The following is a 13,243-nucleotide window of genomic DNA, read 5'->3' as shown; positions in this document are numbered from 1 at the left end:
CCATGTGGCCCATGGTTATCGACGGAGTGTGGCAGACCGACGGTTACAGCACCGTCATGGTCATCGACGCGCACGGCCTGCACACCTACGACCGCACCGCTATCAGCTGCCTGCCGGGCCTCTTCGAGGCCACCGCGAAAACCGGCACGGACGGAGCCCGCACCTTCGACGGCAATGACGGCACCGTCTCGACGATCACCCTGACCCGTGACCCCGATACGGCCGAGTGGCGGATCGACGCGAACGAGGGCGCCCGCCACCTGCATCGCCTGCCCGAAAAGCCTTCCGACTGTGTGGATTCCACCACCGCGATCGACAAGGATCCGCAGCGCACGTTCGATGTCTTCTGGCACACCCTCGACGAGAACTACCCTTTCTTCGCCGCACACAACGTGGACTGGCCCCAGACCTACGCGCGCTACCGCCCCCAGGTCACCGCCACCACCAGCGACGACGACCTCGCGAAGATCCTCGGCGAAATGATCGCGCCCCTACAGGACGCGCACCTCGGGATCATGGCGAACGGTCAGGCGATCGGAACTCCCCGCTCAGGAACCAAACCCCCTACCCCGCAATACATCCAAAAGGCCCTCGCCCTGATCCAGAAGACCGACCCGAACAGCCCGATGACGATGTGGGCCGATAACCACATCGGCTACGCGGATCTCCCCGACCACATCGGCTACCTCTGGATCAGCGGTTTCACCGACTACGTCGATTCCGACTCGGCCACCTACGCCGCCGACGCGGCCGAACTCGACCGAGCCCTCACCGCGATCTTCACCCCCGCCCGGACCACCGGACCGAATCGCCTGACCGGCTTGATAATCGACACCCGCATCGATGGCGGTGGAGACGACCCACTGGGCCTGGCAATAGCCGCGAGACTGACCGACCGCCCCTTCTTCGCCTACGCCAAGGAGACCCGCAACAACCCCCTCGACCCCGCCGACTTCACCTCCCCGCAACCAATCACGGTGCAGCCCTATGGATCCGCCCCATACTTGGGCAAAATCGCCCTCCTGACAAGCGAATCCACCATCAGCGCCGGCGAAACCTTCGCCCAGGCCCTGCTCCAGCGCACTCCCCGCCCCACCATCCTCGGCGAAAACACCCAAGGCGTCTTCTCCGACGTGATGACCCGCCGCCTCCCCAACGGCTGGACCTTCATCCTCCCCGACGAGAAATACCTGACTCCCGCGGGCACTACCTACGACATCACCGGCATCCCGCCCGACATCCCCATCCCGATCTTCCCCGACGCGGACTTCGATCGCGGTATCGACAGTGCCCGCGCTCGCGCCATCGACGCTTTGCGCCGCTGACCCGGGACAGCAAGCGGCCCGGAGCCGACGAGCGACTCCGGGCCTCCGGTGCTACGGAATCAGCAACCTGCCGAGGAGGTCGGAGATTGCCGAGATTACGTCACCGATGAAGTGCGGGATCATGCCTTTCCTCCTTCGCGAAAGATGCTTATAGATCAACTTGATTCGCTTGGCGGTCCGGGGAACGGATCGACAGGCGCGGTGATTTTCTATTCGTTGCGAGGGCGGAGAAGGATGGCCGGTCGGTTTGGAGCTTGGCTCAATAAGACAATGTGCGCCGCGTGAACCGGCGCCGGTCAGCCGGTTTCGAGGTTGCGCTTCAGTTCGCGGAGTATGCGCACGAAGGACCGGCGATCCGCGGGGGTGATGGTGGCCATGGCGCGGTCGGCTATGGCGGCCGTTTCGGCTTCTATGCGTTGTTCCAGATCGCGGCCTCGGGGGGTGAGGAGGAGGCGGACCAGGCGGCGGTCGGTGGGGTGGGGTTCGCGACGGAGCAGGCCGGCGGCTTCCATGCGGGTCGCGGCGCGGGTGATGGTGGGGGTGGCGAGGCCCAAGCGGCGGGCGATTTCCCCCGGTGCGAGTCCGTCCTCGGCCCAGAGTTGGCGCAGGACGAACTGCTGGCCCTCGTGGATGCCGTGGTGCGCGAAGGCGGCCGCGTTGGCGGTGGCCAGGGCGTGCTTGGCGGCCCAGAAGGCGGTTTGGAAGTCATCGTCGGATTCGGGCATAGCCAGTACAGCGTAAGGGCTTGACAGTCATTAGCCGGGTAACGATACGATCGTTGTTCGGCTAATGAATCTATGAACTCTGCGGAGGACCCGATGAAGCTCGGAATCGGACTCACCAACTTCTCCTGGCCCGTCCCCACCGGGGAACTGGGCGCCACCATCACCGACATCGCGCGCACCGCCGATGAGACCGGCTTCGACAGCCTGTGGGTGATGGACCACTTCTTCCAGATCCGGGTCTCCGGCGCGCCGCAGGAATCGCCTATGCCCGAGGCCTATTCGACGCTCGGATACCTCGCGGGCATCACGCGCCGGATCGCACTGGGGGCCATGGTCGGCTCGGTCGCCTACCGGCATCCGGGTGTGCTGATCAAGACCGTCACCACCCTCGACGTACTCAGCGGCGGGCGCATGTATTTCGGCATCGGGGCGGGCGCGCCGTTCGACCCGGTACCGGGTGCACCGGGTCCCGTCTTCGAGGCCGAAGGGCTGGGAATTCCGTTCCCGCGCTTGGCCGAACGCTTCGAGCGACTGGAGGAGACCCTGCAGATCGCGCACCGGATGTGGGCCGGTGACGAATCACCGTTCCACGGCAAGCACTACCGGCTGGAACGCCTGCTGAACTCCCCGAACTCGGTGCGCCGCCCGCACCCGCCGATCCTCATCGGCGGCAGCGGCGAGAAGGTGACGCTGCGCCTGGTCGCCCGCTACGCCGACGCCTGCAATCTGTTCGATCTGCCCGGCGCCGGCTACGCGGACAACCTCGCTCGCAAAATCGATGTCCTGCGCGGCCATTGCGAGGACATCGGGCGCGACCCCGCCGAGATCGAGAAGACCGTGGTCACCACGGTCGACTTCACCGACGGCGTCGCACCCGTCGCCGAGCACCTGCACGCGCTCGGGGAGCTCGGGATCCAGCACGCCCTCATCACCCCGCCCGGCGCGTGGGACAAGTCCTCCCTCGCCGACGCGACCGCCCTACTCGAGCTCGTGCGCTGAGCCGGACCGCCCGTTCCGGAGGTAACCCTCCAGGATCGGCCCGATCTCGGCGGCCTTGTCCGCGTTCAGCATTCCGGTGTGCCATTCGTCGATCGGGACCTCCTCGACCCGGCCGGTGATGTGGGCACGCCAGCTCTCCGCGAATCGATCCCGGCCCGCTTCCCGGGCGGACGTGAACAGCACCGCGTCGCCGTCGAAGCGACCGGGCTCGTACGGCAGCGGGTGCGAGAAGCTTTCGAGCACCCGCTCGACCTGTTGCGGGGCAAGCACTCCCGCCCGCGCGAGCCGATCCGAGAGCACGGCGTAGAAGTCGTCCAGATTCTGGACGTCGGGCATCTCGTCCCCGTCCAGGACATTCCGCCAACCGCCGAGTATGCGGCCGACGGCCTCGAGGACGTCCCGCTGCCCGGGTTCGGCGGTATCCACCGAACCGGTTTCGGGAGTGGCGTCGACGAGGGCCAGCAGGCCGACCGCGTGTCCCAGCTCCTGGAGACGCACCGCCATCGCATGCGCGATCTGACCACCCAGCGACCAGCCCACCAGGTGGTAGGTGGTGTCCGGGAACTGCTCCAGGATCTCGCGGACATACCGATCGGCATACGCGCCGACCGATTCCAGCCGGGCCTCGTCGGCCACGATGTACGGATCCTGCAGACCGTAGACCGGGCGATCCGGATCCAGATGACCGACCAGCGAGCCGTACACCCAGGCCAGACCGCCACCGGGATGAATGCAGAACACCGGCGGCCGGCTGCCCGCGGAACGCAGCGGCGTCAGCACGCCGAGCGAAATGTTCATGGCATCCGGCCCCTCGTCCAGGGTCTGCGCCAGCGCCGCCGGTGTCGCGTCCGAGAACAATCGGCTGGGCGGCAGTTGGCTGCCGGTCCGGGATCGGATCAGGGAGACGACCTGCACTGCGCTGAGCGAGTTTCCGCCCAGCGCGAAGAAGTCGTCGTCGGCGCCGACCCGGTCCACGCCCAGCACCTCGGCGAACACCGTGGCGACGAGCTGCTCGCGCGACGTCTCGGGAGCGCGGTACACCCGTGCCGGGTACACCGGTTCCGGCAGCGCCCGTCGATCCACCTTTCCCGTTGCGGTCAACGGCAGTTCGCCGAGCACCGTCACCGCATCCGGAACCATGTACCCTGGCAAGCGTTCCGCGACAGCTCGCCTGAGCTGCACCGGATCCACCGAGCAGCCCTGAGCAGCCACGACATACGCCGCCAACCGCACGCCGGCGGTCTCCTGCGTATCACCGCCTGCCTGGTGCACGACAACGACGGCCTGCTCGACTCCTTCGAGATCGGCCAGCACGGCCTCGATCTCACCCAGCTCCAGTCGCTGCCCGCGCACCTTCACCTGGAAGTCCGCGCGGCCCACGAACATCAGGGTGCCGGACTCCGGACCATCGGCCGTCCACCGCACCAGGTCTCCGGTGCGGTACAACCGCTCCCCCGCGGACCCGAACGGATTCGCGATGAACCGGGCCGCGGTCAGTCCCGCCTGCTCCCGATACCCGCGTGCCACACCGGAACCCGACACATACAGCTCGCCCACCGCACCCATGGGCACCGGGCGCAGCCACGCGTCCAGTACCGCGACGCGCGCGCCCGCGATGGGAGCGCCGATCCCCACCGGCCGGCCGGGCACCAGTTCCGCACCCGTCAACCAGATCGTCGCCTCCGCCGGGCCGTACAGGTTGTGCACCCGGCGGCTTCCCGCGGCGTCAGTGCCCGACCAGCGCGAAACCAGCTGCGCCCCACACCGATCGCCACCGGTCAGCACCACCTGCAATGCGTCCAGGCCGTCCGGCTCGAGCGACGAGGCCACCGACGGGGTGAGGAAGGCATGGCTGATCCGTTCCGCCCGCAACAACTCCCACAGCGGCTGCCCGCCGTAGACCTCGGAAGGAGCGATCACCAGCGCGGACCCGGCCTGGGTGGCCAGCAGCAGTTCCAGAATCGCGGCATCGAAGGTGCGTGCCGCGACCGCCAGTACCCGTGAATCCGGTTCCGCCGCACAGCGGTACGCGTGATCGGAGGCCACCGCCGCCAATCCCGCGTGCGTGACCTCGACGCCCTTCGGACGTCCGGTCGAACCCGAGGTGTAGACGACGTACGCCGTATTGCCCACGCGCACAGGTGCACCGCGGTCGGCATCGGTCACCGGGTCCGGCGAGTACTGCTCGATCCGCGCGGCAACGGCCGGGTCGTCGAGCACCAGCCACGACGTGCCCTCCGGCAGCGCGTCACGATGTCGTGCCGAGGTGATCCCCACTCGCGCACCGGAATCGGTGCACACGAAGCTGTTGCGATCCAGCGGATGCGCGGGATCCACCGAGACGAAGGCAGCACCGGTCTTGGCGACGGCCCAGACAGACAGCACCCATTCCAACGACTGCGGTACACCCACCGCCGCCACCGACTCCGGCATGACACCGTGCTCGATCAGCATGCGCGCCAACCGATTCGAATCGGCATCCAGTTCGCGGTACGAGACCCGCCGCTGCCCGTCGGCCACCGCATTCCCATCGGGATTCGCCGCGACCGCGGCGGCCAGCAGCCCCGGCAGTGTCACGCCTTCGGGGACAGTCGCTTCGCCGTACCGACCCCATTCGGTGAGCAGTCGCTGCCGCTCCGGCACCACATCGATCTGCCGTACCGGGACGCCGGGATCGGCCGCCACGGCACCCAGCACGGCGCACAGACGCCCGGCGAAGCCCTCGATCGTGGCCTCGTCGAAAAGTTCGGTGGCGTAGCTGATTCCGACCGGCATGGCGCCGTTCTCATCGGGTTCGTCGGTCAGGGTGAGGGTGAGATCGAAGCGCTCGACGCCGGTATCGGCGCCCGCCGCGGTCACCTCGATGCCGGGCAGTGTCAGTCCGGCCGCATCGAGATTGTGGAAGGCGAGCATCACCTGGAACAACGGATGATGCGCCTGACTGCGCGGCGGATCCAGCACCTCGACGACCTGCTCGAACGGAATCTCCGCCTGCGCGAACGCTTCCAGGTCCACGCTGCGCACGCCGGCGAGGAATTCGGTGAAGGACACCGACTCGTCGATCCATGTCCGCAGCACGACCGTATTCACGAACATGCCGACCAGCTCGTCCAGCAGCGCCGATCCGCGCCCGGCCACCGGTGTCCCGACCGCGATATCCGTGCTGCCGGACAAGCGCGACAACACGATCGCCAAAGCGGCATGGAAGACCATGAACACGGTCACGCCCTGCGCACGGGCAATGGCCTGCAGTCCGCTGACCGTGGCCGCGTCCACCGTGCAGCCGAGCATTGCCCCGCGATGCGAGGCGATCGCCGGACGCGGCCGATCGACCGGCAGCTCCAGCACCTCGGGCAGTTCCCGCAATTGCCCGGTCCAGTAACCGAGCTGACGCGACAGCAGGGACGCCGGATCATCGGCGGACCCGAGCAGTTCCCGCTGCCACAGCGCGTAGTCCGCATACTGCACCGGCAGCGGCGGCCGATCCAGCTGCTGCCCGGCACACCTGGCGGCATAGGCGGTGGCGAGATCCCGTGCCAGCGGGCCCATCGAGAACCCGTCCGCGCCGATGTGGTGCACCACGAGCACCAGCACGAACTCATCCCGCCGCACCGACAACAGCCTGGCGCGCAACGGCACTCGCGCGGCCACATCGAATCCCACGGCCACCACGGCGGCGATCGCCGCGGCCAGTTCGGCTTCCGGCACCGGCTGCGGCATCAGATCGACATCCACCGCGCCCGCCGGCGCCGAGACCGGCACCACCAGCTGGAACGGCACGCCGTCCACATCCGGATACCGGGTCCGCAGCACCTCGTGCCGGGCCAGCACATCCCACATCGCCACCGCGAGTGCGGCGGTGTCGACGCGACCGCGCAGGCGCAGCACCAGCGGGATGCTGTACGCCACCGATTGCGGTGCGAGCCGGTTCACGAACCACATCCGCTGTTGCGCGAACGAGAGCGGCACCCGCTCCGGACGTTCCCGCGCGACCAGCCGCGGAGCCGGAACTGCTGGCACCCCGGCCGATTCCCCGGTGCGAGTAGCGATCAACCCCGCGAGCGCACCGACCGACGAGGCTTCGAATACGTCGCGCACGCCCACGGAGACGCCCGCACCCTCGGCCACTCGTGCCGAAAGCCGGGTCGCCGACAGCGAATTGCCGCCGAGCCCGAAGAAGTCGTCGTCGACGCCGACCCTTTCCACGCCCAGCAGTTCGGCGAAGACACCGGCCACCAGCTGTTCGGCCGGCGTCGAGGGCGCGCGGTAGCTCGCGCGCGCTGTCACCGGCTCGGGCAGTGCGGCCCGGTTCACCTTGCCGCTGCTCGTCAATGGCAGTTCGTCGAGCACCATGACCACATCCGGCACCATGAAGCCCGGCAGGCGTTCGCCCACCGACCGCCGCACCTGCGCCGGTTCCAGCACGTGCCCGGCCCCGGCCACCACGTAGCCCACCAGGCGCGCGCCGCCGCCGGCCGCGTCGTCGGCGTCCCCGTGGTGCACGACGACCACGGCGTGCTCGATCCCGTCCAGATCGGTGAGCGCGGTCTCCACCTCGCCGAGTTCCAGTCGCTGCCCGCGCACCTTCACCTGGAAGTCCGAACGGCCCACGAACAGCAGGATTCCGTTCCCGGATGCGTCGAGGATCCACCGCACCAGGTCGCCGGTGCGATACAGCCGGCTGCCGGGCGCCCCGTACGGATCGGCCACGAACCGGGAGGCGGTCAGTCCCGCCCGGCCCCGGTATCCGCGGGTCACGCCGGGACCCGATACGTACAGTTCGCCCACCACTCCGGCGCGTACCGGCCGCAGCCAGGCATCGAGCACCAGGGCGCCCATGCCCGGGATGGGTGCGCCCATCGAGACCGGATCGCCCACGCGCAGTTCGGGACTGATCGACATGATGATGGTGATCTCGGTCGGCCCGTAGCTGTTGAAGAAACCGCGTATGCCCGCGGCGTCGGTGTGCGACCAGCGCGCGACCTGCGCGGGCGGGCAGGCCTCGCCCGCCACGATCAGTACGGTCAGTTCGTCGAGCCCGGCGGGATCCAGCATGGCCGCCACGCTCGGCGTCATGCTCGCATGGGTGATGTGCCGGTCCCGGATGAGCTCGGCCAGGCGCGGTCCGCCGTACACGTCCTCGGGGGCCAGGATCAGCACCGCACCGGCGGGGATGACCAGCAGGAGTTCGAGCACCGCGAGGTCGAAGGTTCGTGCGGTGACGCCGAGCACTCGTGAATCCGCCGTCATCGCATAGCGATACGACTGTTCGGCCGCCACCGCGACGAGTCCGGCGTGCGGTACTTCCACGCCTTTCGGGAGGCCGGTCGACCCGGAGGTGTAGATGACATAGGCGGTATTGCTCGCGCGCAGTGCGCCACGCCGGTCGGCATCGGTGAGGGCGGTGTGCGGCTGTTGCCGGACCTGCGCACCCACTTCGGGGTCGTCCAGCAGCACCCACGACACGTCCCGCTCCGGCAGGTCCGCCGTGTACCGGTCCATGGTGATGCCCACTCGCACACCGGAATCGGTGCACACGAACCGGTTCCGGTCCGCCGGATGCGCCGGGTCGACCGGCAGGAAGGCCGCGCCGGTCTTGGTGACGGCCCACACCGCCAGCACCCATTCCAGCGACCGCGGCAGTGCGAGGGCCACCACCGATTCCGGTCCCACGCCGCAGTCGATCAGGTGCCGCGCCAACCGGTTCGAGTGTTCGTCGAGCTCTCGATAGGTGATGCGCCGGTCCCGTTCGACGACCGCATTGCCGTCGGGGTTATTGGCGACCGCTGCCGCCAGCAATTCCGGCAGGGTGACCGTGCCCGCTGTCCCCGTGACTCCGGGGAGCGACCGGATCTGCTTGTTGCCGCCCCATTCCTCGAGCAGCAACCGCCGCTCCGGCGCGGACAGCACATCGATTTCCCGGACCGGCGCAGCGATATCGGCGGTGACCGCCGCCAGCGCCAGCCGCAGCCGCTCGCCGAGCGTCTCGATGGTCGCGGCGTCGAAGAGGTCGGGCCGGTACTGCAGCCGGATGCGCAGCGACTCCTGCAGGATGACGGTGCAGGACAGCGGATAGTGCGTGGAGTCGGCGCCGGTGATCCCGGCGAGTTCCAGCTCCCCAGCGCCGGTGATCCGCCGAATGTGCTGGACGTCAACGGGATACGACTCGAACACCATGAGCGTGTCGAACAGATTGTCGCCGCCGGTGAGCGCGTGGATATCGGTCAGGCCGAGGTGGTGGTGATCCAGCAATCGAGCCTGCTCGTCATGGATACGCGTCCACAGTGCGGAGACGGACTCGGTGGGCTCGAATCGCACGCGGGTCGGGATCGTATTGACGAACAAGCCGATAGTCCGTTCGGCGCCGGGCAATTCGGCCGGACGCCCGGAGACCGTGGTACCGAACACCACATCGTTCCGGCCGCTCGCCTGTGACAGCACCATCGCCCAGGCCGACTGCAGCACGGTATTCACCGTCACCCCGGCGGCGGCCGCCGCGGCCAGTAGCGCCCGGGTTTCGGCGGTCTCGATGGTCAGGGACCGATCCACGACCGCGCCGACGCCCGCATCCAGACCCGCGGGGCCCGCGATCAGCGTAGGTTCCGCACCGGTCAAAGCCTCGGCCCATGCCGCGCGTGCCGCATCCCGGTCGCGAGACGCCAGCCATGCCAAGAAGTCTCGATACGATCCGGCCGCCGTCTCCACGCCGCCGCCGTACTGGGTGAAGAGGTCGGTCACCAGCAGCGGCAGGGACCAGCCGTCGAGGATGACGTGATGGTTGGTCAGGATCAGCGCCCACCGGCCGGCGCCCAGTGCGGCGACGGTGTACCGCAACAGCGGCGGCGCGGCCAGATCGAACCGGCGGTTCTGCTCGGCCGCGGCGAGCTCGGCCAGGGCAGCTTCGGGATCGGGTCGATCGGTCAGATCGACCACCTGCCAGGGCAATTCGACCGATGCGCAGAGCACGGCGACGCTGACGCCGTCGGCGGTCGTTTCGAATGCGGTGCGCAGCCCCTCGTGCCGGTCCACCACCGCGGTGGCGGCGCGATGCAGGCGCTGCAGGTCCAGGTCACCGTTCACACGCACGACAACCTGCGCGGTGTACACGTCGATGTCGGCGTCCGTCCCGGTGGCCAACCGCGCGTGGAAGAGCAGACCGGCCTGCAACGGAGTCAGCGGCCACACGTCGACCAGCTGCGGGTGACGCTGTTCGAGGGCGGTGATATCCGATTGAGTCAGTGGCACCAGATCGAAGTCCGAGGGGGAATGCCCACCCGCGCCGGGTGTTTCGGCGTATTCGGCGATCGCGGTGAGCAGCTGCGACCAGAGCGCCGCCAGTTCCTCGACCTCATCGCGGTCCAGCAGCGTGCGCGGGAACCGCAATCCGGCCTGCAACCGGTCGTCGATCACGATGGCGCTGACATCCAGGGCGACGGTCACCGGCGTTTCCGGGTCGACGGCCACGGCCAGTTCGCCCAATCCGCCGTCCAGACCACCCGCCGCCTCCGAGACGCGGCCCAGGTAGTTGAAGCCGATGCGTCCAGGCATCCGATCCGGCAGCAGCGCGGCCGTTTCGGCGTGAAGGTAGCGCAGCATGCCGTACCCGATGCCTTTGTCCGGGATCGACCGCAGGGTTTCCTTCACCGCGCGCACCGCGGCCGATACCCAGGCATCGGCGGCCGTGTCCTCGACATCGATGCCCGTCAGATCGAAGCGGACCGGGAACATCGAGGTGAACCAGCCCACCGTGCGCGACAGCTCCGCGCCGATCACCTGGTCCTCGCGGCCGTGGCCCTCCAGGCGCACCAGCACCGACGATTCGTCGAGACCGCGGCGGGCACGCCAGATGCGCACCGCCATGGCCAGACCGGCCAGCAGGCCGTCATTGACGCCACCGTGGAAGACGGCCGGCACTCGTGAGATGAGCGCTCGGGTGACGGATTCCGGCAGCTCGACCGCCACGCGTTCGAGGGTCGCGGCGGTGTCGATCGCCGGATCCAGTTCTCGCCCACCCCAGCTCGGGTCGGGACCGTCGACCATGCGCTGCCACAGTGCCAGCTCGTGCCTCCGCTCCGGCGCGGCGGTAACCAAGCCGTGCGCCCACCGGCGCATCGACGTCCCCACCGGCGCCAGGACCGGCGCCGCACCGGACTTCGCCTGCTCCAGCGCGGACAGCAGGTCCGGCAGCAGGATTCGCCACGACACACCGTCGACGACCAGGTGGTGCGCGACCACTTCCAGCCGGCCCGGCACGCCATCTCCGGGTTCCAGCCAGACGAACTGCACCATGACGCCACCGGCCGGATCCAATCGGCCCAATGCCGCATCCAGTTCGGCCGTGGCGATCTCGGCCACCGCCCGGAGATCGGTGTCGATATCCGTGGCCTCGACCACCCGCCGGTGCAGGACTGCCGCCGCGGTGACGCTGCCCGGTGGCTCGACCACCAGTGACCAGGCTCCGGACTCACTGTGCCGCAGCCGTGAGCGCAGCATGTCGTGGCGATCCAGCACCGCCTGCAGCGCCGTGAGCAGATCCGGCGCGCCGATCCCGGCCGGGAGGCGCAGCACGACATGCTGGTCGAAGCGGTCGAATCCCTTGCCCCACTCCACCATCCACTGCGCCACCGGCAGCAGCGGCATTTCCCCGACTCCGCCACCGGGCAATTCTGCAATGGCACCGGCGCTTTCGGCATCGGCCGATCCGGCCACGACCGCGAGCCGCGCCGCGGACCGCTGCTCGAAGACATCCCGTGGACCGAACGCCACGCCCAGCGCGCGTGCCCGCGCCACCACCTGGATCGAGACGATGGAATCGCCGCCCAGCGTGAAGAAGTCGTCGTCGACGCCGACCTTGTCCAAGTCGAGGACCTCGGCGAATACCTCGGCAATGATCTGCTCGACCGGGGTCGAGGGCGCGCGGTACTCCTGCGCGGCGAAGACCGGTTCCGGCAAGGCCCGCCGGTTCACCTTCCCGCTGGTACTCAGCGGCAGGTCATCCAGCACCATGATCACGTCCGGCACCATGAAGCCGGGCAGGTGTTCGGCGGCCGATCGTCGCACCGCCTCGGGGTCGGGTGCATATCCCGGCTCGGGGACCACGTAGCCCACCAGTCGCACACCGCCGCCGGTCTCGGGGTGGTGCACCACGGCCACGGCTTGCGCGATGCCGGTCAACCCGGCCAGCGCCGTCTCGACCTCACCCAGCTCCAACCGCTGCCCGCGCACCTTCACCTGGAAGTCGGCGCGGCCCACGAATACCAGTACGCCTGTGCCCGAGCTGGTTTCGTCTTCCTGCCAGCGCACCAGGTCGCCGGTGCGGTACAGCCGGGATCCCGGCACGCCGTGCGGATCCGCCACGAACGCGGCGGCCGTCAGCCCGGATCGGCCCCGATAACCCCGGGCCACACCGGAACCCGATACATACAGCTCACCCACGACGCCGACCGGCACCGGACGCAACCAAGGATCCAGCACCGCAGCGGTGACGCCCGCGATCGGACCGCCGATGGCCACCGCTCGCCCCGGTGCCAGTTCGGCGCCCGTGACCCAGATCGTCGACTCGGCGGGACCGTACATATTGCGCACGCGCCGCAGGCCCGCGGTATCGGTGCCCGACCAGCGCGACACCAACTGCGGGCCGCATCGATCACCACCGGTCAGGACCAGCAGCAAGTCGTCGAGCCCGATGGGCTCCAGCGACAAGGCCACCGACGGGGTCAGGAACGCATGGCTCACCCGCTCGTCGCGCAGCAACTCCCAGAGCGGTTGTCCGCCATAGACATCCGCAGGCGCGATCACCAGCGTGGCACTGCCTGAGAGGGCGAGCAACAGCTCCAAAATCGCCGCGTCGAAGGTGCGGGCGGCCACGGCAAGCACGCGCGAATCTGATCCGGCCGCGCAGAACCGCCGGTGATCGGCCACCGCCGCGGCCAAGCCCGCATGGCTGACCGCGACGCCCTTGGGCTTTCCGGTGGAACCGGAGGTGTAGATGACATACGCGGTATTGGCCGGCCGCAGTGTTCCGCACCGGTCGGCGTCGGTCACTGGAGTGTGCGGTGCCTGCGCGACCTGCCTCGCGAGCTCCGGCTCATCCAGCGCCAGCCAGGACAAGCCCTCCGGCAGCTCGGCACCGTGCTGTCGCACCGTGATCCCCACTCGCGCACCGGAATCAGCGCACACGAACCGGTTCCGATC

Annotated in this window: 4 protein-coding genes (1 of these 4 cut by a window edge); 2 read left to right on the top strand and 2 right to left on the bottom strand. The window is 68.8% G+C overall.

Annotated elements, in window-relative coordinates:
- Positions 1-11: 11 nt before the first annotated feature.
- Entirely contained in the window at positions 12-1,325 is a 1,314-nt protein-coding gene (locus ACH438_RS23645) for a S41 family peptidase (protein ID WP_397008659.1), read from the top strand.
- Positions 1,326-1,621: 296 nt separating this feature from the next.
- Here the strand turns inward: ACH438_RS23645 and ACH438_RS23640 are convergent, their stop codons facing one another.
- Positions 1,622-2,050 carry a MarR family winged helix-turn-helix transcriptional regulator gene (locus ACH438_RS23640; protein ID WP_397008657.1) on the bottom strand — a complete coding sequence of 143 codons (429 nt, stop codon included), beginning with the start codon at positions 2,048-2,050 and terminating at the stop codon, positions 1,622-1,624.
- Between the two features lie 93 nt (positions 2,051-2,143).
- Here ACH438_RS23640 and ACH438_RS23635 point away from each other — a divergent pair, with 93 nt between their 5' ends.
- Positions 2,144-3,049: an LLM class F420-dependent oxidoreductase gene (locus ACH438_RS23635; protein ID WP_397008655.1), complete on the top strand. Its 906-nt coding sequence runs from the start codon at positions 2,144-2,146 to the stop codon at positions 3,047-3,049.
- Here ACH438_RS23635 and ACH438_RS23630 read toward each other — a convergent pair.
- Positions 3,029-13,243, bottom strand: the end of a protein-coding gene (locus tag ACH438_RS23630) for a non-ribosomal peptide synthase/polyketide synthase (protein ID WP_397008653.1). 18,237 nt of this gene lie beyond the right edge of the window; the window shows 10,215 of its 28,452 coding nt (coding positions 18,238-28,452); its start codon lies off the right edge, out of view; its stop codon occupies positions 3,029-3,031. The genes ACH438_RS23635 and ACH438_RS23630 overlap by 21 nt on opposite strands.

Origin of the sequence: Nocardia sp. NPDC020380 (assembly GCF_044386975.1) — a bacterium.
Taxonomy (GTDB): Bacteria; Actinomycetota; Actinomycetes; order Mycobacteriales; family Mycobacteriaceae; genus Nocardia.
Note: the sequence above shows the minus strand (reverse complement) of the source record. Positions and strands in the feature narration are given on the sequence as shown.

What these genes read in the sequence shown, in the direction of transcription:
- ACH438_RS23640 (WP_397008657.1), bottom strand. Translation starts at nt 2,050, where the DNA reads ATGCCCGAATCCGACGATGACTTCCAAACCGCCTTCTGGGCCGCCAAG.
- ACH438_RS23645 (WP_397008659.1), top strand. Translation starts at nt 12, where the DNA reads ATGGTTATCGACGGAGTGTGGCAGACCGACGGTTACAGCACCGTCATG.
- ACH438_RS23635 (WP_397008655.1), top strand. Translation starts at nt 2,144, where the DNA reads ATGAAGCTCGGAATCGGACTCACCAACTTCTCCTGGCCCGTCCCCACC.